We start from the raw sequence: 23,737 nt of genomic DNA, 5'->3' as shown, positions 1-23,737 counted from the left end.
CCTCGTCGCGTTCCGGGGAACCCCGTTGACGACGTTATGACGCGGTCGACGCCCTACCGTTCCCGAAGTCTGCCGCGAGGTGGCGCCCAGGTGGTGGTGAACGCGGCCCACAGGAGCGGCGAGCAGGTGGGATCGCCCGTCTCCTCCCACCGGGTGGCGGCGGCGCGTTGCCAGTCGTTGAGCGCGGTCACCGGGTCGGGTGCGCGGTGGGCGGCGTCGACGGCGACCACGGTCGGCCCGAGGACGGGGGTCGCCGGGAACCCGGGCACCAGGCGGCGCAGCCCTTCGTCGGTCGGCAACGTCCACCTGGTCGCGGTCACGTGCTCCGCGCCGCCGTGCACCATGGCCGTGACCAGGCCGGACGGTTCGGCGAAGCGGACGTCGCCGCCGCTCTCGCAGGCCACCAGGGCGACCCGGGCCGGTATCCGCCACGGGCGCACCGGGCCGGGGCGGTGGCCCAGCACGAGGTCGGCGGCGGCCAGGGGGCGGTGCGCGCCGAGCGGTGCGGCCCGGCCCGTGGTGTCCGCCGTGCACGACAGGTGCAGGCGTGCGTCCAGGCCGTGGCCGCCGGTGGTCACGTGCCCGACGTAGAGGAAGCGCGAGGCGGTGGCCAGCGCCCGTTCGAGGTGGTCGCGGTCGATGTCGTCGCGGCGCACGCCACCGGGCGCGAGCGCGGCCAGTTCCGGGGTCGGGTGGCCGAGCACCGAACCGAGGCCGGACGCGTCGGAGAACCCGGGCACGACCGGGTCCAGCACGCTGACGACCGGTCCCCGCGGGTCGAAGTCGCGCACCCGACGGCCCACCGCGTTGCCGACGGTCGCCGGTGGGAGCACGGAGACGGTGGTGTCGTGCACCGCGCGTCGACCTTCGTCGACCCTCAGCGCTTCCCAAGGCACCAGGGCGGTCGAGGGGGATGGCTGGACGCGCAGGTGCGGCCGGATGCCCCGGGTCAGCCAGGAGTTCAGCTCGGCCGCCAGACGGTGCGGGATCAGCGCGCGCGCCATCCGCGTCGCCAGGTCGAGCTCGCGGGCGTGGTCGACGAGCGGGCCGTTCGTGAGCGCCCGCCGCAGGGCGTGGTCGGCGGTCTCGCCCGGCAGCGGCGACGGCACCGCCGCGGCCCACTCGTCCAACGTGCCCTGCACGAGGTCGCGCGGCACGGCGATGACGCGGGGTTCGGCCGGTTCGTGCTCCCACCGCCACGACACGTACAGGTCGCCCGCGTCCACGAGCTTGAGCTGCACGGTCACCACGACGCCACCGCCCGTGCCGACCGCACCGCGAACCCGTAGCGCTGCTCGGTCACGTCGATCCAGGCGTCCAGGGCGGTCGGCACGGCCGGGTCGAGCCGGACCCTCGGCGGCAGTTCGAAACCGGTGGAGTGGAAAGCGGGGTCCGCGCCCGTGGCGAACCCGGAGGCCGCGTAGGGCAGGTGCGCCCCGGTGGTGGGGGGCGGTGGCAGTCCGACCAGGTCGCCGCGCTGCACCGGCACGGTGACGCCGTCCGCGTGCAGGGACACCGCGCCGGCCACGTGGTCGACGTACTCCGCCGCCAACGCGGAGTCGCCGAGCGCCCGGATGGCCAGGAACGCCGACCGGGTGGCGGGCGCGGAGGCCAGGGCCACCCACTGCTCGCGCAGGGGCCCGTGCGGGAACCGCTGCCGGACCGCTTCCGCGGCCAGCGCGGCGGGCAGGGCGAGGTCCAGCGCCCGGTGGGCGAGCCGCTGCCGTTCCTCGCCGGTGGCGTCGGCGGCCCGGCGGATCAACGCGTCCGCGCGCCACCACGCCATGCCCAGCGCGACGTGCCACAGGCCGGCCGCCTCGCACAGCGCCTCCGCTTCGGCGTAGCAGGACTCGGCCTCGGCGAAGTCCCGGGCCGCCTCGAACGCCGAGCCGCGCACTTGGTGCCACGCCAACGACTCCAGCGGGGTCGGCGACTCCACGAGGGCCAGTGCCCGGTCCGTCGACGCCAGGGCCGCCCGGGGCTCGCCGCGCAGGACCGCGACGGCCGCCCGACCGTGCAGGCACGCGGCCAACCGGCGGGGGTCGTCGGCGAGGAGCGCTTCCGCCTCGTCGTACCACGCGTCCGCCCGGTCGAGGTCCGCGGCGAGGTAGGCCAGCCGGGCGGAGCTGAGCAGGGCGGTGGCGACCCCGGCGACGTCACCGGTGGCGGCGCTGAGGTCGCGGGCCAGGGCGAGGTGTTCGGTGGCGCCGGGGAGGTCGCCGGTGGCGCTCGCGATCTCGGCCAGGGTGGCGTGGACGGACGCGGCCATGGTGGGGGCGGCGGTGTAGGCGAGGTCCAGCGCGGCCCGCGCTTCGTCGGCCGCTTCGGCGAACCACCCGCCGACGGCGAGGACGCGGGCCCGGGAGGCGCGGACGGTGGCTTCGAACGAGTCGGCGTCCTCGGCCCGGGTCACCAGGTCGAGGGCTTCGTCGAGGTCGGTCAGCGCTTCGGGCAGGTGCGTCTGCGTGAGGCGGGCCGCGGCGCGGGAGAGCAGGGCGTTCACCAGGACCGTGGCCGAGCCGTAGGCGTCGCCGACGATCGTGAGCGCCGTCCGGGCCGCCTCGACGGCTTCGGTGCTCCAGCGGACGGCTTCCTCGGGGTGGTCGGCGACCCCGGCCAGGTTGCCCGCGACCCCGGCGCGGCAGACCAGGGCTTCGACGTCGTCCACCGCGGCCGGGTCGGTCCCGGAGGCGTCGGCGGGTTCGGAGGCGTCGACGGGTTCGGAGGCGTCGGCGGGCTCGGGTGGTTCGCGCAGCGGCACTTCGAGGGTTTCGCGGTGTGCGGCGGCGAAGGCGGTCCTGGCGGCGTCCCGGTCACCCGACGACAGCAGGACCGCGCCCTCGGTGTTCAGCTCCACGAACCGCTGCCACCGGGGTCCGAGCGGTTGCCTGCCCGGGTTGTCCGACAGCACCCGGTACGCCGCCGCACGGCCCTCGTCCCCCGCTTCGTCGGCGAGGAGCGCCAGGTTCGCGTAGAGGTTCGCCAGGTACTCGGGCGCGTGCCGCCCGGCCAGCTCGACCGCCTCGACGGCCTCCGCCTCGGCCTCCGCGAGGTGACCGGCCATCATCAGCAGCCCCACCCGGGTGTTGCGCAGCACCACCTGCTGCGCCGGGTCGACGTCGACGAGCGCCTCCTCGACGTCCCGCCACGCCTCGTCCCACCGGCCGAGCCACGGCAGCAGGTCCGCGCGCGACGCGACGGCCGTCAGCCTGACGACCCCCTCCCCCGACGCGATGGCCTCGGTCAGCAGGTCCACGGCGCGTTCCCGCTCGTCGAGCGCGTTCACCACGTGCGCCAGGTTCACCATGACCTGCGCGCGGTCCTCCGGTGGCGACGCGGCGAGCGCCGCCTCCAACACCGAGCGCGCGCCCACCAGGTCACCGGCGCCGGCCAGCCGCACGCCTTCGTCGTTCAGGTCCGACAGGTCGGTCAGGTCAGCCGGGTCGGTCACCGGGCGGTCCGTTCGGTCGTGGTCGCGGTCGGTGAGCCGAGCCGGGACCGGGCGTAGGCGATGATCGCGGCACGGCGCGCGGGAGCGTCCGGGTCGGGCGCGGTCGGTTCGGCGAAGCCCGGCGCGTAGACGGTCAGCACGCGCCGGTCCGGCGGCAGCAGCAACACCGCCGCCGACACGGGCGCGGCGCCGGTGAGCCACCCCGCCGCGTCGACCCCGTCCACCGCCACCTCGACGTCGCCGAACCGGGCCGCCAAACGGGTCCCCGGCGCGGGTCCGGGCACCACCGACACCTCCAGCACCGTGCTCCCCTGCCGCCGCACGACGGCCCACCGAGCCGGCGCGGCGGCGTCGACCGCGCCGTGCGGCACCAACGCCCAGTCCACAGAGGACGAACCGGACAGGGCCGTGACACCGGCCGCGCCGTCCGCGCCTCCGGCGGCCAGCGCGAACGCGGCCCTGCTCGGCGCTTCGGCCGGCCGCGGCTCCACGCCGTAGTCCTCGGCCAGCTCGGCGACCCGCTCGGCCAACGCGGCCAGCTCCGGGTCGGACGTCGGCACGGCGAGCGGCACGACCGGGGCCAACGCCCGCTCGACCGCCTCCGGGTCGTCCAGCAGGTGCTCCACGGCGGACAGGGCGACCGCGCGTTCCGCGTGCAGCACGGCGGGGTCCAACGGGGGCACGCCGGCGGTGACCGACGCGGGCCACCACGCGCGCGCCCAGTCCAGCTGCGCCGCCCGGCGGCAGGCGTCCCGGACCCGCCAGTCGCCGACCCCGGGCACCGCCACCTCGGCCGCGCCACCGAGGATCGCCTCGGCGGCGTCGCCGTAGACCTCCCACAGCCACTCGGACGCGCGCTCGGGGTCGTGCACGCGCGCGGCGGGCACGGCGTCCTCGGCCAGGACGTCCCACGCGAGCGAGGCGCCCGAGCCTTCGAGCAGCGCCACGACCTCGGGCGACGTGGGCCAGTCGCCGACGACCAGGTCGGAACCCCGCGTCACCCTCACGCCACCGCCTCCCGCTCCAGCACCGAGCGCAACCGGTCGCGCTGGTCCAGGATCACCGAGCGCAGCACGCCGTCGAGCACGTCCCACACCTGGTCGGACGTCACGGTCTCGTGCCGCAGTTCCCGGCCGTGCACGCGCACCCACAACCGCCGCAGGTACGCCTCCCGCACACCGCGCACGTCCGCGCGGAGTTCCGCGGGCACGGCCGACGGCATCCGCAGCGCGCGGTGCACGTACGCCTCGCGCTCCCACCGCGACCGCAGCCGGGCCGCCGCCGAGCCCGGACCACCCGTCGGCGGGCCCACGAGGTCGGCGGACGCGTCCCGCCCCAGCACCACGACGAGCCGGCTGCGCTCCTCGGCGAGCTGCCACGGCCCGGCCGACCGGGCGATCTCGCGCCGCGCCAACGTCGGCACGTCCGCCAGCCCGGCCCGCTGGAACGCGTTGGTCAGCGGCGCGAACAGGCGTTCCACGATCGACCGGTCGAACGGCTTGGGCAGGTTCGCCTTCGACGCGCCGCGCCCCAGCTCGGGGCGCACGGGCCGCTCACGCGAGGTCAGCCCGTGTGCCAGCGCCACCCCCGGCCGGTCGAGGTCCGCCGCGGCCGCGCTGCCCGCCGAGCCGGTGACGAGCGCGTCGAACAGGTCCCGGTCGGGCGTGACGGCGCAGGTGGCCAGGAACGAGGAGGTCGCCGCCGACACCGCGGCGGAAGCCGGCGGCGCACCGGATGGGCGGGCGGCGGACCAGGCGGTGTCGAGCAGGCGGTTCAGCTCGGCGGCGTGCTCCGGGTCGGTCACGTGGTCGCGCAGCGCGGCGACGGTCGGCCCGTCCTGCTCGTGGACCTCCGCCAGCACGGCCGCGGCCACGTCGGCGGCGTCCGGCCCGGGTTCGCCGTGCGCGGTGGCCAGCTCGAAGCAGCGCTGGAAGTAGAGGTCCTGCGGGTTGCCGTCGGTGATCCAGCGGCGGCGGCGTTCCTTCTTCAGCACCGCGAACCAGCTCGCGGTCGCGGCCAGCACCGGGCCGGCCTCGGCGATCCGGGAGGTCAGGGCGTCGGCGTGCTCGGCGGCGATCGCGCCCGCCGCGAACTCCGGGTGGAGCACCGGGCGCAGCACGAGCGGGTCGAGGATCAGCTTCACCGTGCGGGTCAGCGGGCGGCCCGCCGCGTTGCTCAGCGGCGCGACCGCGTCGCCCAGGCCGGCCCACGCCCGGGCGACCAGCGCACCGCGCGGAAGCGTCGCGACTCGGACGGTGCTCACCAGACCGAGCCTAGTCGAACCGGATCACCGCTGGTGGCGGACTCGCGCAGCCCGTTCCTGGGACCGGTAGGCGAGATGCCAGGTCGACGCTACCCGCACCACGGCCGAACGGGGGAACCGATGTACCGGACACCGCAGCAGTACTCGCCGGTGATGCCCTACGAGACCCCACCGCGTCGGCGTCGCCGGGCGCTGCCGCTGTTCCTGGTGCCGCCGGCGCTGGTCGCGCTGCTGCTCTTCGGCGGGTCCTACGCGGTCTCCCCGGAGCCGGAGGTCGAGATGCAGGCCGGTTTCGCGTTCGCCGAGATCGACGGGCGGGACGTGGTGCTGGCGCCGTACGCGCGGCACGGCGTGCGCGGCATGTTCCAGATGATGACGCAGGACCTGTTCCAGGTGCGGCTGGCGGCCACCGACCCGGCGACCGGCGAGGTGCTGTGGGACAGGCAGCTGTCCGACCGGCTGGTCTGGGAGGCGTCGGTGCTGGCGGCCGGGCGGCGCTACGCCTACCTGGCCACCGATTCGGGGCTGGTCGTCGTCGGGTTGGCGGACGGGTCGGTCGTCGCCGAGGGCGCGGGCGTCCAGGGGTTGGGCGATGCGTACGCCACGGCGCGGACCGCCTACGCGTACGACCGGGAGAACAGCCGCTTGATGGCCATGACCGCCACCGGAGGGGTGTTGGCGATCGGGCTGGACGAGGTGGTGGCCACCCCGGTGGACGCGCAGACCGCCGCGACGTGGTCCGGCCGGCTCTCCGTGCAGCGCGGACCGGGCGCGCCGACCGCGGCGACCGGCGTCGAAGCCGCGTTGGACGCCGGGGCCGAGCGGGTGGCGCTGCGGCAGGCGCCGGGGGCCGTGCCGGGCAGCGTGCTGGTCCGCGTCACGGTCGACGGGCGGGAGGTCCCGGTGGGCGCGACCACGTTCCAGGGCGCCCGGCTGGTGGTCGACGGCGTGACCGCGGTCGCCGCCGCCACCGGGCACGTGCTGGTCGAGCACCAGCGCTCGGTGAACGACGCGGGCGTCGCGCTGAGCCTGGTCTCCCTGGCCACCGGGCAGGTCACCGCCACGTTGGCGGTCGACTCCCGGGTCGACCGCGCGCTCGTCGGCCCCGACGGCATCACGGCGCTGACCGCGGGCGAGGTGTTCGCCGCGGCCCGGGGCGACGGCCGGGTCGTGTCGCTCGAGGTGGGCCTGTCGGACTTCTTCGGTTCCCACCGCTGACTCGGAAAGGACAACGACCATGAAGGTGCTCACCTGGTCCGGGCTCACCGTCGGACTCGGCCTCACCGCGGCCTGGGTCGCCGAAGGGCTGGCGGGTGACGACGTGTTCGCCTGGCTCAACGGCTGGCTGGTCGGCCCGATCATCCTGCTGTCCGTGGTGCCGACGCTGTTCTCCGCGGACCGGCTCCTCGGCGGCGGCCTCGCGGCCCTGACCGGCGGCGTGCCCAAGGCGTTGCGCGGCGCGCCGATCGGCATGGGCACGGTCGTCGGCGTGGCGCGGACCGGCCTGAGCGTCAACGACCAGCCGCAGCTCGACATCCGGTTGCGGGTCGACACCGCGGACGGCCGCACGTTCGCCGCGACCGCGCGGCAGGTCGTCGACCTCACCGAGCTGTCCCTGGTGCAGGTGGGCGCGATCCTGCCGGTCCGCTACCTGCCCGACGGGCGCGCGGCGCTCGCCACCGACGCGCCGCCGCACGAGCTGCAAGCCGCGCTCGACCGCGTGCAGGTGGCCAAGGGTCACCTGACGCCGCAGCAGTTGCGCATCACCGAGCAGGGCGTGGACGCCCGTGCCGTCGTGCTGGACATGGTGCCGACCGGGCAGACGCCGGACGGCCGCACGGAGCTGCGCCTGAGCCTGCGCGTGACCCGCCCGGACGGCAGCGTGTTCGACGTGACGCAGGACAAGAAGCTGCCGCCGATGTCGATCCCGCAGGTGCAGCGGGGCATGGTGGTGCGGGTGAAGTACCTGCCGCACGACGAGTCGGACGTCGCCGTCCTCACCACGCTGATGTGACGACCCGGGCCGGGGTCGGGCGCTTCACCAGGTCGGGCGGCCGAGGGCGCCGTCGGGTCCGGGCCCCGGCGCAGCAGCCCGGCCGCCGCGCTCCGGCCGCTCGGCCCCGAGAGGTCGCTGTCGACCTCGTTCAGCCACAGGACGGTGCACGGCTCCAGCCGGTCGCCCTGCCCCGCCGGTGATCGAGGTCGGTCCGGTCGGGGTGCCCGAACGTGGCCCGGTGGGCAGGGCACAATGGCTCGCTGTGACCACAGCCATTCACCAGAGGATCGCCGAGGAGCTCGGGGTGCGGGCCGGGCAGGTCAGCGCCGCCGTCGACCTGCTCGACGGTGGTTCCACCGTCCCCTTCATCGCCCGCTACCGCAAGGAAGCGACCGGCGCGCTCGACGACACCCAGCTCCGCACGCTGGAGGAACGGCTGGGCTACCTGAGGGAGCTGGAGGAACGCCGGGCGGCTGTGCTCGAGTCCATCCGGTCGCAGGGCAAGCTGGACGAGGCGCTGGAGTCCTCGATCCTGGCCGCCGACTCCAAGGCCCGCCTCGAAGACCTCTACCTGCCCTACAAGCCGAAGCGGCGGACCAAGGCGCAGATCGCGCGCGAGCAGGGCCTCGAACCGCTCGCCGAAGGCCTGCTGGACGACCCGACGCAGGACCCGCAGGAGGTGGCGAAGGCGTTCGTGACCGAGGAGGTCGCCGACGTCGCCGCCGCGCTGCTGGGCGCGCGGGCGATCCTGGTCGAGCGGTTCGGCGAGGACGGCGACCTCATCGGCGAGCTGCGCGAGCGCATGTGGACCCAGGGGCGGCTCGCGTCGAAGGTCCGGGAGGGCAAGGAGGAGGACGGGGCGAAGTTCGCCGACTACTTCGACTTCTCCGAGCCGTTCGGCAAGCTCCCCTCGCACCGCATCCTCGCGCTGCTGCGCGGCGAGAAGGAAGAGGTGCTGGACCTCCAGTTCGACCCGGCCGACGAGAACGAGCCCACCGGCTACGAAGCGCGCATCGCGTCCCGGTTCGGCGTGGACGACCGGGGCCGCCCGGCCGACCGCTGGCTCGGCGACACCGTGCGCTGGGCGTGGCGCACCCGCATCCTCGTGCACCTCGGCATCGACCTGCGGTCGCGGCTGCGGGCCTTCGCCGAGGACGAGGCCGTGAAGGTGTTCGCCTCCAACCTGCGCGACCTGCTGCTGGCCGCGCCCGCCGGCACCCGCGCCACGATGGGCCTGGACCCCGGTTTCCGCACCGGCGTCAAGGTGGCCGTGGTCGACGCGACCGGCAAGGTCGTCGACACGGACGTGATCTACCCGCACGTGCCCGCGAACCGCTGGGACGAGTCGATCGCCAAGCTGGCCGTGCTGGCGCGCAAGCACGACGTCGAGCTGATCTCCATCGGCAACGGCACCGCGTCGCGCGAGACCGACAAGCTGGCCGTCGACCTGCTCAAGCGGCACCCGGAGCTGAAGCTGACCAAGGCCGTGGTGTCGGAGGCGGGCGCGTCGGTGTACTCGGCGTCGGCGTTCGCCTCGGCCGAGCTGCCGGGCATGGACGTGTCGCTGCGCGGCGCGGTGTCCATCGCGCGGCGGTTGCAGGACCCGCTGGCCGAGCTGGTGAAGATCGACCCGAAGTCGATCGGCGTCGGCCAGTACCAGCACGACCTGTCCGAGACGAAGCTGTCGAAGTCGTTGGACGCGGTGGTCGAGGACTGCGTGAACGCGGTCGGCGTCGACCTCAACACCGCCTCCGCGCCGCTGCTGACCCGCGTCTCCGGCATCACCGCCGGGCTGGCCGAGAACATCGTGCAGCACCGCGACAGCAACGGCCCGTTCCGCTCGCGGCGCGCGTTGAAGGACGTGGCGCGGCTGGGACCGAAGGCGTTCGAGCAGTGCGCGGGCTTCCTGCGCATCCCGAACGGCGACGACCCGCTCGACGCCTCCTCCGTGCACCCCGAGGCGTACCCGGTGGTGCGGCGGATGCAGGAGCGCGCGGGCGGCGAGCAGCTGATCGGCAACACGGCGGTGCTGAAGTCGCTGCGCCCCCAGGAGTTCGTGGACGACACGTTCGGCCTGCCGACCGTCACCGACATCCTGCGCGAGCTGGAGAAGCCGGGCCGCGACCCGCGACCCGCGTTCAAGACGGCGACGTTCGCCGAAGGCGTGGAGAAGATCGCCGACCTCAAGCCCGGCATGGTGCTGGAGGGCGTGGTGACGAACGTGGCCGCGTTCGGCGCGTTCGTGGACGTCGGCGTGCACCAGGACGGCCTGGTGCACATCTCGGCGCTGTCCAACACCTACGTCAAGGACCCGCGTGACGTCGTCAAGTCCGGCGACGTGGTGCGGGTGAAGGTGCTGGAGGTCGACATCCCGCGCAAGCGGATCGGGTTGACGCTGCGGCTGGAGGACGAGCCGGGCCGCAAGCCGCCGCGCGAGCAGCGCGACGACCGGCGCGGCGGTGACGGCCAGCGCGGCGGGCAGCGCAACGGCGGTGGTCAGCGCGGTGGCGGCAAGCCGCGCCAGCAGGAGCGGCCGCCGGCGAACGGCGCGATGGCCGAGGCGCTGCGGCGCGCGGGGCTTGGCGGCGCGAAGTAGGGGTACCCGGCGGCCATGAGGGTCGTCGTCACGGGTGCCAGCGGCAACGTGGGGACGGCCCTGCGCCGGGTGCTCGCCGCCGCGGGCGACCAGGTGGTCGGCATCGCGCGGCGGATACCCGTCGGATCACCCGGGTGGGTGAGCTGCGACGTGGGCGCGCCGGCCGCCGAAGCCGTGTTGAGCAGGGCGTTCGCCGGTGCGGACGCGGTGGTGCACCTGGCGTGGGCGGTGCAGCCCACGTCGGGTGAGCCCGCCATGCGGCGCACCAACATCACCGGCACCGCGCACGTGCTGCGCGCCGCCGAGCGCGCCGCGGTGCCGCACGTGGTGGTGCTGTCCTCGGTGGCGGCGTACACGCCCGGCGCGGGACCGGTCGACGAGTCGTGGCCGTGCGGCGGCGTGCCCGGCAGCGCGTACGGCGCGCAGAAGGCCGAGCTGGAGCGCATGGTCGCCGGCCGGGACCGGGTGGCGGTGCTGCGGCCGTGCGCGATCGTGCAGCCGGACGCGGGCGGTGAGCTCGGCCGGTGGGTGCTGAGCCCGTTGCTGCCGGGCCGGGTGCTGGGCCGGCGGTGGCTGCCCGTGCCGCTGTGGCGGGGGTTGCGGGCGCAGGTCGTGCACGCGGAAGACGTGGCGCGGGCGATCCGGGTGGTGCTGGCGCGTCGCGCGGTCGGCGCGTTCAACGTCGCCGCCGACCCCCCGCTGGGCGTGCGCGAGCTGGCCGCGGTGTTCGGCGGGTTCCTGGTGCCGGTGCCGTTGGCGTTGGTGCGGGCGGTGGCGTGGTCGACGTGGCGGCTGGGCCTGCAACCCGTGCACCCGGGGTGGCTGCGGGTGGCGGACCAGGCGTCCCTTGTGGACAGTTCACGGCTGCGGGCGCTGGGGTGGGCGCCCGGGCACGAGCCGCGCGAGGCGTTGGCGGCGGCGATCGCGGCGATCGCGGAAGGACGTGGCACGTGGGGTCCCCTCGCGCCGCGTCGGGTGGGGCGGTGGCGGGGGTTGGGGTTCGGTCGTCCGGTGCAGCAGAGCCAGGGAGACGTGCGTTGAGCGATGTCGTGGACGCGGTGGTCATCGGTTCCGGCCCGAACGGGCTGGTGGCGGCCAACCTGTTGGCCGATGCCGGGTGGGACGTGCTGGTGCTGGAAGCCGCCGACGAGCCAGGCGGCGCGGTGCGGACCGCGGAGTTGACCGAGCCGGGGTTCCGGCACGACCTGTTCAGCGCGTTCTACCCGCTGGGCGCGGCGTCGCCGGTGATCTCCGGGCTGGGCCTGGAACGGCACGGGTTGCGGTGGCGGCGGGCGCCCGAAGTGCTGGCGCACGTGCTGCCGGACGACCGGGCCGCGGTGCTGTCGCAGGACGTCGACCGGACGGCCGCGTCGGTCGACGCGTTCGCGGCGGGCGACGGCGACGCCTGGCGGGCCGAGTACGCGTTGTGGCAGCGGGTCAGGTCGGAACTGGTCGAGGCGCTGATGCGGCCGTTCCCGCCCGTGCGGGCCGGCGCCGGGTTGGCGGGGGCGCTGGGCGCGGGCGGGACGTTGCGGTTCGCGCGGTCGTTCCTGCAGTCGGTGCGGGCGTTCGGGGACGAGCGGTTCTCCGGCGAGGGCGCGCCGCTGCTGATGGCGGGCAACGCGATGCACACCGACCTGGGACCGGACCAGGCGGGCGGCGCCGCGTTCGGGTGGCTGCTGTCGATGTTGGCGCAGGACGTCGGGTACCCGGTGCCGGAAGGCGGGGCCGGCGCGTTGACGGGCGCGCTCGTGCGGCGGCTGGGCGGTGTCGTGGAGTGCGGTCGGGCGGTGGACCGGGTCGTGGTGGCCGGCGGGCGCGCCCTCGGGGTGCGTGACGCCGAAGGCGGGTACGTGCGGGCGCGCAAGGCGGTGCTGGCGGACGTTCCCGCGCCGACGCTGTACCTCGGGCTGGTGGGGGCGGAGCACCTGCCGTCGCGGCTGGTGTCGGACCTGGGCGCGTTCGAGTGGGATGACGCGACGATCAAGGTGGACTGGGCGCTGGACGGGCCGGTGCCGTGGACGGCGGAAGGGGCGCGAGGCGCCGGGACCGTCCACCTGGGAGGGGACTTCAACGGGCTGGCCATGTTCAACGCGGAGATCGCGTGCGGGCGGGTGCCGCGGACCCCGTTCGTGATCATGGGGCAGATGACGACGACCGACCCCACCCGGTCACCGGCCGGCACGGAGACCGCTTGGGCCTACACGCACGTGCCGCGCGGTGAGCGGTGGTCCGCCGACCGGTTGCGGCGGCGTGCCGACCGGGTCGAGCAGCTGGTCGAGGAGCACGCGCCGGGCTTCCGCGACCTGATCCGGGCGCGCGTGGTGCACGGGCCGTCCGACCTGGAGGGCCGCAACCCCAGCCTGGTCGGCGGTTCGATCAACTCGGGCACGGCGGCGATCCACCAGCAGCTGGTGTTCCGGCCCGTGCCGGGCCTGGGCCGTGCCGACACCCCCGTCGACCGCCTGTACCTGACGTCCGCCTCGGCGCACCCCGGCGGCGGCGTCCACGGGGCCGCCGGCGCCAACGCCGCCCGTGCCGCCCTGGCCCGCAACGCCCTGGCCGGCGACTTCTACCACCTCTTCCTCCGCACCCTCCACCACCACCTCTACTAACCCGCGAGAGTCCAACGCTCAGAGCGCGAGAGTCCAACGTTCACGGACCCCGAGTTCAACACTCAGCGCTCGGGCTCGGTGCCGCCGCGCTGCGTGAGCGTTGAATTCAGGTGTCCTGAACGTAGGACTCTCGCGCCGTGGACGTTGGACTCTCGCGCCGTGAAGGTACGACTCACGCGGCGTGGAGGTTGGACTCTCGCGGGGTCAGGTGGGTTTGCGGGTGGATTGGGCGGAGAGGCGGGTCAGGGTCTCGCGGTTGCGGGGGACGAGGAAGAGCGACTGGGCCGGGGCGGGCAGCAGGGAGAGCGGGCCCTTGATCGCCTCTTCGAGCATGGTGACCTCGCAGCCGTCCGAAGTGGCCTTCAGGTCGAAGCGGATGCGGGCCGCGCCCAACGGCCACAGGCGGGCCTCCAGCTCCAGCATCCGGGGCGGGTCGACGTCCAGCACCGTGGTCACGTCCTGCACCGCCACCGGCCACGCGCCGACGCTGTGGTGGATGCGCGTGCCGGTGCCCGGCCACCCCGCGTCCACCTCGCGGATGTGCGCGGCGCCCACCACCCACCCCGCGTAGGACCAGCCGTCGGCCAGCACCGCGAACACCTGCTCCACGGACGTGGGCACCGCCATGCGCACCTCGATCATGCGCCTCGGATTCCCCGCGCGGACCGGCGGAAACTACCCACCAGGGCTACTTCGCGCGCGTGCCCTTGAGCTTCACCAGGTCCGACTCGAACAGGTCGGCGACGACGGCCAGCCCGCCGGGTGTCGCCGGGTCGGGGCGCGCGATGTAGGACTGCGTCGCCGACGGCCGCCCCACCAGGGAGAACCGCAGCTGCCCGGTCAGGCTCCGGGTGTCCACCTCGTTGGTGTCCTGGAACGCCCGCAGCACCCCGTCGCGCGTCAGGTCGCGCTCGCCGCACGCCTTCTCCAGGATCGCCGCGAACGCCATCCCGATGACGTACCCGTGGTCCACCGACCCGGTCGGCTCCAGGTCCGGGTACTTGCGCGTGAACGCCTCCGCCACGGCGCGCGGCCCCGGCAGGTCGGTGGCGAACGGCGCGATCGGCGACACCACCTGCACCCGTTCGACCACGGCCGCCGCCGCGGGCGTCTGCAGGATCGACGGGTCGTAGCCCACCGCGTTCACCAGGAACGGCACGTCCCAGCCGAGCCGTTCGGCGGTGGCGACGGCGGTCGCGGTCTGCTGCGGCGACGTGCTCAGGAACACCGCCTTCGCCCCCGCCGCGCGCAGCTCGCCGACCTGCGCGGCCACGTCCGCGGTCTCCGAGACGCTCTTCGCGATCAGCTCCATGCCCCACTGCCCGGCGGCGAACGCGCTGCCTTCCAGCGCGTTGAGCCCGTAGTCGCTGTCGACGTGGATGTGCCCGATGGTGTCGCCGGCGCCGATCAGACCCGAGCGCTTGACGTGGTCCAGCCCGTTGATCACGTCGAGGTCGTAGGTCGTGCCGACGATGACCATGTGCGGGTTGCCGAGCAGGCTCGCCGACCACGACGCGGGCGCGGCGATGGCGCGGGTCTGCATCAGGTCCGGCTCGATGGCCTCGGTCATCGGCGTGCCGGTGACGTCGATGAACCCGAGCACCTGCGGCTCCAGCTCGAAGTACGCCTGCAACGCCCGGTCGACGTCGTAGCCGTGGTCCGCCTGCTTGAGCTCGACCTTGCGCCCGCAGATGCCGCCGCGCTCGTTCAGCTCGCCCAGGAACAGCTCGTAGCCCTTGATCCGGATGAGCGACGTGGCCGAGAACGGTCCCGTCATGTCGGTGAGCACGCCCAGCGAGATGGTGTCGTCGGTGACGCCGGGGCCTGCCTTGACCGGTGGTGGTTCCGCCGCGCCGCAGCCGGCGGCCAGCACCGCGAGCACGGTGGATCCGACGACGAGGTTGCGCACCAACGGAACTCCCACCACTCAGGTTACCGACGGGTAAGGAGTATTGACAGACATCACCCGGTTCGCCTAATCATGTGACATACCGCACGGTCGGTGAGCTTTTCCGCATCGATTCCGCACCCGATCGCCACATATGCCACCCGAACAGCCCTCTAACCTCACCGGAGCGCGAGGGGGTGCTCTCACCGAACGATTCGGGTTCTAATACAGGGGTCCGGTCGATCTCCTCGGCGAGTGCCTGGAGTGCGCATGACGCCACCGCGAACCACTTCGCCCGTCCTGGTGGGCCGGGGCGAAGAGCTGGCCGCGCTGGTGGACGCCGTCACGTCCCAGCCGTCCGTGGTGCTGGTGGCGGGCGAGGCCGGTGTCGGCAAGAGCAGGCTGGTGCGGGAGCTGCTCGCCCGGCCGGAGTTGCGGCCGCTGCGCGTGCTGACCGGGTGCTGCCAGCCGCTGCGCGAGCCGTTCCCGTACGGGGCGGTGCTCGACGCGTTGCGCACCGTGGGCGGGTACCTGAGCCGGGTGTCGCTGAGCCCGGTGACCGGGGTGCTGGGACCCCTGCTGCCGGAGCTGACCGGCCACCTGCCCCAGCCGCCCGAACGCCCCGACGACCCCCGGCACGAGCGCCACCACCTGTTCCGCGCGGTGCGCGAGCTGCTCGCCGCCCTGGGACCCGTCCTGCTGGTGGTCGAGGACCTGCACTGGGCCGACGACGGGTGCCGCCACCTGCTGCGGTTCCTGATGGCCGCCCCACCGCCGAACCTGACCACCCTGGTCACCTACCGGCGCGAGGACGCGCCCGGCGGGATGCCGCTGGGCAGCGCCTACCGCCCGCCCGCCGGGGTGGCGTCCGCGCTGGTGGAGCTGGGCCCGCTGGACGTCGGCCAGGTGCACGACCTCGCCGCCGCGATCCTCGACGTGGACGCCGTGCCCGCCGAGTTCGCCGCCCGGCTGCACGAGCGCACGGCCGGCATCCCGTTCGTGGTCGAGGAGATGCTGCGGGCGTTGCGCGACCCGGACTGGCGCCTGCTGGACGCGGTCGAGGTGCCAGCGCTGCTGCGCGACGCGATGGCCGAACGCCTGGCCCGGCTGCCGGTCACGGGCCGGCGCATCGCCGAGGCCGCCGCCGTGCTGGGCGTGCCCGCCACCGAGCAGCTCCTCGCCGAGGTCGGCGCCGTGGCGCCCGACCGGGCCGGCGCCGCGCTCACCCACGCCCTGCACAGCGGCGTGCTGCACGAGACGGACGTCCGCTACGGCTTCCGCCACGCCCTCGCCCAGCAGGCCGTCTACGACACGCTCACCGGTCCCGAACGCCAACGCCTGCACCTGCGCGCGCTGCGCGCCCTCGACCACGCCACGCCGCGCCCGTTCATGCAGCTGGCCGAGCACAGCCGCCGCGCCGGGCTCCTGCCCGACTGGCTGCGGCACGGCGAGGCCGCCGCGGACCGGGCGCTGGAGGTCGGCGACCCGGCCACCGCCACCCACCTCTACCAGCGGCTGCTGGACGAGGCGTCGCTGACGCCCGCCGACGTGGACCGGCTCGCCGTCAAGCTCGGCCAGGTCGCCCGGGGCGGTCTCGACCAGCGGGACCCGCGGGCCACCCTGGAACGGCTCCTCGACGACCACCGGCTGTCCACGGCCGCGCGCGGCGAGGTGCGGCTGAACCTCGGCTTCCTGCTGATCCGCCAGTTCGACGGGCCGAAGCACGGCCGCGTCGTCTTCGAGCGCGCCATCGGGGAGCTGGCCGCGCGCCCCGACCTGGCGATGGGCGCGCGGGCCGTGCTCGCCCAGCCGTTCGTCGGCGCCACGCCGTTGGCCGAGCACCTGCGCTGGATGCGCGAGGTGGAGGCGTTCATCGACTCGTGCGAGGACGACGAGGTGCGGTTCGCGCTGCTGGCCAACCAGCTCGGGTCGCGGATGTGCACCGGCGACCACACCGTGATGTCGCGGCTGGACCGGTTGCCCGACACGGCGGCGGACGTGGCGGTGCGGCGGCACCTGGCGCGGGCGCACTGCAACCTGGCCGACGCGTTCGCCCTGATCGGGCACTTCGACCTGGCGCGGGACTTCCTCGACCGCGGCCTGCGGCTCACCGTCGGCGCGGGCGTGCCGTTCACCGAGGGCACCGGCCAGTCCACCCGCGTCCACCTCGACTGGTACCGCGGCGACTGGGGCACGCTGCAGGACCGGGCCACGCGGCTGCTGGAGGAGTACCGGGAGCTGCTGCCGGTCGCCGGGGAGATCAACCTGGTGCTGGGGTGCCTGGCGGTGGCGCGCGGCGACTGGGAGGCGGCCGAGCGGCACCTGGCGGACAGCGGCGTGCGGTCGGTGGAGAACTCGATCACGCCGGTGGCGCTGGGCGGTTTCGCCGCGCTGACCAGGATGTGGTCCGACCGCGGCGACCTGGCGCGGGCGTGCGCCGAGGCGGACCGGGGGCTGGAGCTGGCCCGGCGCAAGGGCGTGTGGGCGTGGCTCGGCGAGCTGGCGCCGGCCGCGGTGGACGCCTACCGCGCCGCCGGGCGGCTGGAGGACGCGGTCAAGCTGGTGGAGGAGCTGGACGCGGGGCTGGTCGACCGGGACGCGCCGCTGGCGCACGTGGCGTTGAAGGCGTGCCGGGCGTTGCTGGCGCGGCCGGACGAGCCGTGGCTGCTGGAGGACGCCCGCCGGGCCGCCGACGAGCTGGGGCTGCGGTACTACTCGGCGGTGCTGTCGGAGCGGATCGCGCTGGCGGCGTTGGAGCGCGGTGACGACGACGCGGTGGTCGCGCTGGGCGAGGTGGCGGCGCGGTTCGACTCCCTGGGCGCGAGCCGTGACGCGGCGCGGTGCCGGCACCTGGTGCGCGGCGCGGGCGTGGCGACGCCGTCGCGGCGCGGCAGGCGCGGGTACGGCAACGCGTTGTCGCCGCGCGAGCAGGACGTGGCGCGGCTCCTGGCCCAGGGGCGCACGAACCGCGAGATCGCCGACGTGCTGTTCCTGTCGCCGCGCACGGTGGAGCAGCACGTGGCACGGGTGCTGCGCAAGCTCGGCGTGGCGTCGCGGGCGGAGCTGCTGGCCTGAGCGCGGTGAGCGCCGTGAGGACCTCCGGGGGTCTCCCGTCGATCCTCACGGCCCTGCGTCCATGACCGGTACGTGCGCCTAGAGGTACGAGCGCTGGCCCCACGGCATCGCCGCGGCGAGCTGCGCCCGCCTGCCGATGTCGAGCTTGCGGTAGATGCGGGTGATGTGGAGTTCGACGGCCCGGGTCGACACCGAGAAGTGCTCGGCGATCTGCCGGTTCGTCATCCCCTCCAACATCATCAGCGCGATCCGGTGCTCGTGCGGCGTCAACGGCTCGCGCGAGCGCGCCTCGGCGCTCTGCCCATCGCGCGGCCGGACGATGCCCGGCACGCGCTCACCTTCCGGCACACCCAGCAGCACGTGCCACTGGCGTATGCGCACCTCTGCGATCGACTGCGATCGCACGTACGGGTCACCGCGCACCAGGTCCCGGGCCGCGGCGTCGTCGGGCACCTGCACGATGAGCAGCACGCCGGAACCGTCGGCCCAAGGGCCGGTTCCGACGAGCACACCCTGCTCGGCGAGCGGACGCCAATATTCCCGGTGTGCGAGATGAATGGATCTCCGCACCTGGCGCGCATCACGAAATGTCAACTCAACGGCGAAAGCCACTGGACTGATCCCCATTTCATTCCGCGGCCGACTTTCGCCACATACTCAACTGGGGCGTTTATTCACTGTCAAGTGAGACACATCACAACAGTGATATGGGAACCCGATGGCCCCTATAGCCGCTTTTCGAACCAGTGCTCCGCATAGCGGTCGTCGTTGAACGCCGACACCTCACGGTAGCCGTGCCGCGCGTACAACGCCCGCGCTTCGACCAGGTCAGTACGGGTGTCGAGGCGAATGGCCGCGGCACCAAATGAGACGGCCGCTTCCTCGACCGCCGCGAGCAGCGCCGCGCCGCCGCCGGTGCCCCTAGCCGCCGGATCGACGAACATCCGCTTCATCTCCGCCGTTTCGCGGTCTACCAGGCGGAACCCGACGCATCCTCGCACCGCCCCGGCGCGGCGGCCGACGAAGAACCGGACCAGGTCGTCGGTCGGGTCGTCGGCGATCGCCAGGTCGACCTCCGCGGGCGTGGCGGGCCGGCCGTGGTAGCGCCCGATGATCTCGGCCAGGTAGGTGCGGATCACCGCCACGGCGGTCGGGCTGTCAACCGGTTCGGGCTGAACGGTCCAGGAACTCATTGACAGATTTTCACCCGCACTGGGCCATTCGGACACCTGGTTTTCCCCATTCCGGACGCGTGTAAAATCCACGCCCGTGGCAGCGCAACAGGTTCGGCTGGAGCGGGACGCCGCGGGGCTCGCCGTGCTCACCGTCGACGCTCCCCCGCTGAACCTCTTCACCGCCGGGCTGCACGACCTGCTGGAGGCGGCGGTCGAGGACCTGGAGCGGCGCCCCGCGCGGGCGCTGCTGGTCCGCTTCGAGGGCAAGGTCGTCAGCGGCGGCGTCGACGTGGCCCTGTTCGCCGCGCAGGAGACCTCCGCGCGGGCCAAGGCCCTGCTCGACCGGATGCTGGAACTGCCCGAACGGGTGGCCGCGCTGCCGTTCCCGACCGTGTTCGCCGCGCACGGGCTGTGCCTGACGTGGGCGTTCGAGGTCGCGGTGGCGTGCGACCTCGTGCTGGCCGCGCGGCGGGCGACGTTCGGGTTGGTGGAGAAGGTCGTCGGGCTGACCCCGACCATGGGCGGCACGCAGCGGCTGGCCGCGCGGGCGGGCGTCGGTCGGGCCAAGGAGCTGGTGATGACCGGCGAGCGCTACGACGCGGCCACGCTGGAGCGGTGGGGCGTGGTCAACCGGGTGCTGCCGGACGAGGGCTTCGACGACGCGGCGCTGGAGTTCACCGCGGCGCTGGCGGCCGGGCCCACGCTGGCGCACGCGGCGACCAAGCGGGTGCTGGCGCACTTCGAGCGCGGCGGCGTGGCCGAGGCGGACGAGCACGTCACCACGATCGCGGCCGGGCTGTTCGACAGCGAGGACCTGCGGGGCGCGGTGCGGTCGTTCCTGACCGACGGCCCCGGCAAGGCGACGTTCAGCGGTCGTTGACCGGCCGGCGCGGCCTACCGGGGGTCGTAGACGGTGGAGCCGTACCAGGCCAGGGCGGAGCGCAGCTCGACCACGTCGCGGTCGCGGCGCTTGCGGTAGCGCTCGTGCGAGATCGGGTAGACGCGCAGGCCGCCCTTGTGCTTGGTGAAGCTGCCGCGTCCCAGCGTGTCCGGCGTCTTGGCGGCGGCGACCAGCCAGACCATGAGCCACGGGCGGGCGTGGTGCGCGTCCACCTTGACGCGGGCGATGGCGTACCACGGGAGGCGGTGGGACTCCTCGCCGTTGGACAGCGTGATGCCGTCCGGGCCGACGTCGAGGGTGAGCGGCGCGCGCGCCGCGCCGATCAGGAGGCGGGTGCCGGCCAGCGCGAACGCCACGAACGCGATGGCCGAGGCCAGTCGCACGGCGGGAGGCGCGCCGTTGGCGGGGTCGGCGATGGAGAGGGTCACCAGGGAGGCGAGCACGTGCGCGCCGGCCCAGCTCAGGCCGACGGCGCGGGAGGTCTTGAAGCGGACGCCGGTGGGGCGGACCTCCTTGCGCTCGGGCTCGACGCGGGTCGGCGCCTGCCGCACCGGCGCGGGGGTGGCCGGCGTCGGCGGTTTGGGCGGCGGTTCCTCCACCATCACCCGGGTGGGCGGCTTGGCGGGCAGCTTGCCCAGCTCGGTGTGCCGTTGCTCGACCATGGTGCGGACGCGCGCGGGCAGCCAGGACGGTTCGGCGGACGGCGGGCCGATCGCCTCCAGCAGCCGTGCGGGCGTCGGGCGGTTCACCGGCTCGCGGACCAGGCACGGCACGATCAGCGGCACCAGGCCCGGCGGCACTCGGGACAGGTCCGGCTCCTGGTGGACCACGCGGTAGACCAGCGCGGAGGTGGCGCCCTCGCCGAACGGCCCGCCGCCGGTCGCGGCGTAGACCAGCACCGAGCCGAGCGCGAACACGTCGCTCTGGGTGGTGATCTTCTGGCCGATGACCTGCTCGGGTGACAGGTAGCCGGGGGTGCCGAACACGATGCCCGCTTCGGTGAGCGCGGAGTGCTCCAAGGCGCGGGCGATGCCGAAGTCGATCACGCGGGGGCCGTCGTCGGCCAGCAGCACGTTGGACGGCTTGAGGTCGCGGTGCACCAGGCCCGCGCCGTGGATCGCGACCAGCGCCTCGGCCAGGCCGCCGGCGAGGCGGCGCACCGCGCGTTCGGGCAGCGGGCCGTGGTCCTGGACGGCCTGCTGGAGGCTCGGGCCGGGGATGTACTCGGTGGCCATCCACGGCCGGTCGGCGTCGGGGTCGGCGTCCACCACGGTCGCGGTCCAGAAACCGCCGACCGCGCGGGCCATCTCGACCTCGCGGCGGAAGCGCTCGCGGAACTCCGGGTTGTCGGCCAGCTCGGCGCGCGAGACCTTGACCGCGATCGGCCGCCCGCCGCGTGACCGCGCCAGGTAGACCGACCCCATCGCACCGCGGCCGAGGGCGGCGAGCAGCGTGTAGTCGCCGATCCGCGACGGGGCGTTCGGGGGCAGTGGCTCCACGACACCCACACTAGATGCGCCGGCCACCCTTCCTGGGCAAGACGGGCCGGTTCGCGGCGCAACACACAGTGACGCAACCTCGCGCCGGGTCGCGTAGTCGAGGGTGCCTCAGCACCCCGCCGGGGTGCGCCGAGCGTTCAACTCGGGTGTTCCGAACGTAGGACTCACGCGTTCTGAACGTAGGACTCACGCGTTCTGGAGGTAGGACACGCGCGGGGTGGAGGTAGGACTCACGGGGTGGTCAGGGTCAGCAGGGTGCGGGTGCGGGCCTGCCAGGAGTGGGGTTCGACGGAGGCGCGGAGGGTGCGCGGGGGCAGGAGGGGACCGGCGGCCAGGGTGGCGCGGAGGGCGTCGACGAACTCGGCGTGGGAGCGGGCGGCGCGGACCCGGTCGGTGTAGCCCGCCAGCTCGGCGAAGTCGGTGCTGACCACCGGGAGGCCCAGCGCCAGGTACTCCTTCAGCTTGATCGGGTTGGACCGCTTGATCCAGTCGTTGTCCTGCCACGGCATGATCGCCACGTCGAACGCCGAGCCGTAGGCCGGGATGGCGGAGTAGGGCCGGAAGCCCAGCCAGTGCACGTTGGGGTGCTTGTCGAAGCGCTCCATCGGGTGGGTGGCGTCGCCGATCAGCACCAGGGACGCCTGCGGCAGCTCGACGGCGACGCGTTCCAGCAGGTCGAAGTCGACCACGAAGTCGTCCAGCGCGCCGAAGAAGCCGATGCGCGGGCCGGGGAGCGCGCGGACGTCGTCCGGCCACTCGGCCTCCGGCCGCGCGGTGAAGTGGTCCACGTCCACGCCGTGGTCGAGGAAGTGGGCGCGGGAGCCGGTGCGCGGCAGCTCCTCCTCCATCAGCGCGTGGCTGACGTAGACGACGTGGTCGGCGTTGGCCAGGAGCTGGTTCTCCAGCACCTCGATCGACGCGCGGTCGGCCTCGGGGAAGTCCGAGTGCCGGTCCGAGCGGTTGAACACCAGGCTGCGCCGGCGCATCGGGGCGACCACGTCCCAGGCGGTCGGGATCGTCACCATGATCACCGGCGTGCGCAGGCCCAGCGCGAAGGCGACCAGCCGCACCTGGGCGCGGACCAGGACGGCGTTGACCCCGCGCAGGAACGGCGAGCCGTAGAACGGCAGCGGCAGCGGGGACATCACGTAGAAGTCAGGCATCGGCCGGCGCACGAACTTGGCCACGCTGCGCAGCTTGCGCAGGATGCGCCGGGCCACGTGCGTGCTGTTGCCGCGGGTCGGCATCCGCATGCCGATGCTGTTGACCACGAGCACCCGGCGGTGCGCGGCCATCGACCGCATCAGCTGGAAGTCCGAGTGCGCCCGGTTGTGGTACCACCAGTCCTGCGCGGAGAAGCACACCCAGCCGGGCTCGGAGCCGCCCGCGCCCGGTCGGACCGGCCACCGCCGCCAGCGCAGCAGGTCCCGCACGGCCGTGCGGTGCTTGGCGCCGCGCGGCGCCCGCAGCAGCTCGTTCAGCAGCACGGCCCACCACATCGCGAACGCGGCGGGCCTGCCGTGGCGCTCGCGGACCATCCGGACCCGGTTCGTGGTGGCCATCGACCACAGCACCGGCGACGTCGACTGCTCGCCGCCCAGGTGCACGGCACGCGCCCGCGGTTCGTAGCGGATGGCGTAGCCGCGCTTGCCCGCGCGCAACATGTACTCGGTCTCCTCCGAGTACAGGAAGTACCGCTCCTCCAGCACGCCGATCGCCTCGCGGGCCTCGCGGGAGATCAGCCACGCCGCGCCGGTCGCCCAGTCCGCGACGCCGGCCGTCTCGTACCGGAGGGGGTCGACCACCAGCTCGCCGAGCGCCTCGGAACGGCCGGCCCGCGTGCCGCCGAGGATCGCCTCGCCGAGCGCGCGCACCGGGTTCGGCGCGCGGCGCAACGACAGCTGCGGCGCGCCGTCCGGACCGGCCAGCCGGGGCACCGCGATGCCGGTGCCGGGCAGCGCGAGCGCGGCGCGCAGCAGCGTGACGGCGTCGCGGTGCAGCCGCACGTCCGGGTTGAGCACCAGCACGTCGCAGTCCGGCGCGGCGGCGAACCCGGCGTTGACGCCCGCCGCGAAGCCGTCGTTGGACGCGCGGGCGACGACCTGGGCGTGCGGCGCGACCCGCGCCACGATCGCCAGGGTGTCGTCGGTGGAGGCGTTGTCCACCACCACGACCCGGCTGTCCGGAATGGACCGCAACGCGACGGCGACGGACTCCAGGCAGTCTTCGACGACCTCCGCGCTGTGGTAGGTCACGACGACGACGGCAAGCGGCACTT

At 74.4% G+C, this 23,737-nt stretch carries 17 protein-coding genes; 7 read left to right on the top strand and 10 right to left on the bottom strand.

What is annotated here, in order from left to right:
• Window positions 1-53 precede the first annotated feature (53 nt).
• Genes IOD16_RS08665 through IOD16_RS08650 form a run of 4 tightly spaced genes read right to left on the bottom strand, consistent with a single transcriptional unit; the run spans window position 54 to window position 5,714 of the window.
• The gene (locus IOD16_RS08665; RefSeq protein WP_201439617.1) at window positions 54-1,250 is read right to left on the bottom strand and encodes a CHAT domain-containing protein; all 1,197 of its coding nucleotides are present in this window, start codon (window positions 1,248-1,250) and stop codon (window positions 54-56) included.
• Window positions 1,244-3,451, bottom strand: a complete 2,208-nt coding sequence (locus tag IOD16_RS08660; protein ID WP_201439616.1) for a hypothetical protein — start codon at window positions 3,449-3,451, stop codon at window positions 1,244-1,246. The genes IOD16_RS08665 and IOD16_RS08660 overlap by 7 nt, the downstream gene beginning before the upstream one ends.
• Window positions 3,448-4,458 (bottom strand): hypothetical protein, encoded by a 1,011-nt coding sequence (locus IOD16_RS08655; RefSeq protein WP_201439615.1) that lies wholly within the window; start codon window positions 4,456-4,458, stop codon window positions 3,448-3,450. The genes IOD16_RS08660 and IOD16_RS08655 overlap by 4 nt, the downstream gene beginning before the upstream one ends.
• Window positions 4,455-5,714 carry a hypothetical protein gene (locus IOD16_RS08650; protein WP_201439614.1) on the bottom strand — a complete coding sequence of 420 codons (1,260 nt, stop codon included), beginning with the start codon at window positions 5,712-5,714 and terminating at the stop codon, window positions 4,455-4,457. The genes IOD16_RS08655 and IOD16_RS08650 overlap by 4 nt, the downstream gene beginning before the upstream one ends.
• 120 nt (window positions 5,715-5,834) lie before the next feature.
• Here IOD16_RS08650 and IOD16_RS08645 point away from each other — a divergent pair, with 120 nt between their 5' ends.
• From IOD16_RS08645 to IOD16_RS08625, 5 genes are all read left to right on the top strand, one after another.
• Window positions 5,835-6,932, top strand: a complete 1,098-nt coding sequence (locus tag IOD16_RS08645) for a PA2928 family protein (RefSeq protein ID WP_201439613.1) — start codon at window positions 5,835-5,837, stop codon at window positions 6,930-6,932.
• Window positions 6,933-6,951: 19 nt separating this feature from the next.
• Entirely contained in the window at window positions 6,952-7,728 is a 777-nt protein-coding gene (locus IOD16_RS08640; protein ID WP_201439612.1) for a hypothetical protein, read from the top strand.
• A gap of 244 nt (window positions 7,729-7,972) precedes the next feature.
• Entirely contained in the window at window positions 7,973-10,306 is a 2,334-nt protein-coding gene (locus tag IOD16_RS08635) for a Tex family protein (RefSeq protein WP_201439611.1), read from the top strand.
• 15 nt (window positions 10,307-10,321) lie between these two features.
• Complete coding sequence (locus IOD16_RS08630) at window positions 10,322-11,347, top strand: NAD-dependent epimerase/dehydratase family protein (protein ID WP_201439610.1); 1,026 nt, start codon at window positions 10,322-10,324, stop codon at window positions 11,345-11,347.
• The gene (locus tag IOD16_RS08625; RefSeq protein WP_123742745.1) at window positions 11,344-12,921 is read left to right on the top strand and encodes a phytoene desaturase family protein; all 1,578 of its coding nucleotides are present in this window, start codon (window positions 11,344-11,346) and stop codon (window positions 12,919-12,921) included. The genes IOD16_RS08630 and IOD16_RS08625 overlap by 4 nt, the downstream gene beginning before the upstream one ends.
• A gap of 204 nt (window positions 12,922-13,125) precedes the next feature.
• Here IOD16_RS08625 and IOD16_RS08620 read toward each other — a convergent pair whose 3' ends face one another.
• Window positions 13,126-13,563 (bottom strand): SRPBCC family protein, encoded by a 438-nt coding sequence (locus IOD16_RS08620; RefSeq protein ID WP_201439609.1) that lies wholly within the window; start codon window positions 13,561-13,563, stop codon window positions 13,126-13,128.
• A gap of 46 nt (window positions 13,564-13,609) precedes the next feature.
• Window positions 13,610-14,845: an ABC transporter substrate-binding protein gene (locus tag IOD16_RS08615; protein WP_201439608.1), complete on the bottom strand. Its 1,236-nt coding sequence runs from the start codon at window positions 14,843-14,845 to the stop codon at window positions 13,610-13,612.
• A gap of 234 nt (window positions 14,846-15,079) precedes the next feature.
• On the opposite strand from IOD16_RS08615, the gene IOD16_RS08610 reads away from it, so the two are divergent.
• Entirely contained in the window at window positions 15,080-17,884 is a 2,805-nt protein-coding gene (locus IOD16_RS08610) for a helix-turn-helix transcriptional regulator (protein WP_201439607.1), read from the top strand.
• Between the two features lie 78 nt (window positions 17,885-17,962).
• On the opposite strand, the gene IOD16_RS08605 is transcribed toward IOD16_RS08610, so the two are convergent.
• Together IOD16_RS08605 and IOD16_RS40015 are read right to left on the bottom strand one after the other, a co-directional pair.
• The gene (locus tag IOD16_RS08605; RefSeq protein WP_236594835.1) at window positions 17,963-18,496 is read right to left on the bottom strand and encodes a LuxR C-terminal-related transcriptional regulator; all 534 of its coding nucleotides are present in this window, start codon (window positions 18,494-18,496) and stop codon (window positions 17,963-17,965) included.
• 113 nt (window positions 18,497-18,609) lie between these two features.
• Entirely contained in the window at window positions 18,610-19,077 is a 468-nt protein-coding gene (locus IOD16_RS40015; RefSeq protein ID WP_236594834.1) for a GNAT family N-acetyltransferase, read from the bottom strand.
• A gap of 76 nt (window positions 19,078-19,153) precedes the next feature.
• Here IOD16_RS40015 and IOD16_RS40010 point away from each other — a divergent pair, with 76 nt between their 5' ends.
• Entirely contained in the window at window positions 19,154-19,939 is a 786-nt protein-coding gene (locus IOD16_RS40010; RefSeq protein ID WP_236594833.1) for an enoyl-CoA hydratase/isomerase family protein, read from the top strand.
• Between the two features lie 14 nt (window positions 19,940-19,953).
• Here IOD16_RS40010 and IOD16_RS08590 read toward each other — a convergent pair whose 3' ends face one another.
• Window positions 19,954-21,459 carry a serine/threonine-protein kinase gene (locus IOD16_RS08590; RefSeq protein WP_201439605.1) on the bottom strand — a complete coding sequence of 502 codons (1,506 nt, stop codon included), beginning with the start codon at window positions 21,457-21,459 and terminating at the stop codon, window positions 19,954-19,956.
• A 230-nt stretch (window positions 21,460-21,689) separates the two neighbouring features.
• On the bottom strand, window positions 21,690-23,735 hold the full coding sequence (locus tag IOD16_RS08585; RefSeq protein WP_201439604.1) for a glycosyltransferase: 2,046 nt from the start codon (window positions 23,733-23,735) through the stop codon (window positions 21,690-21,692).
• Between the last annotated feature and the right edge of the window lie 2 nt (window positions 23,736-23,737).

The sequence above is a fragment of the Saccharothrix sp. 6-C genome, assembly GCF_016695385.1.
Taxonomy (GTDB): domain Bacteria; phylum Actinomycetota; class Actinomycetes; order Mycobacteriales; family Pseudonocardiaceae; genus Actinosynnema; species Actinosynnema texasense.
The sequence above is the reverse complement of the archived record's forward strand: the minus strand, read 5'-3'. Positions and strand labels throughout refer to the sequence as shown.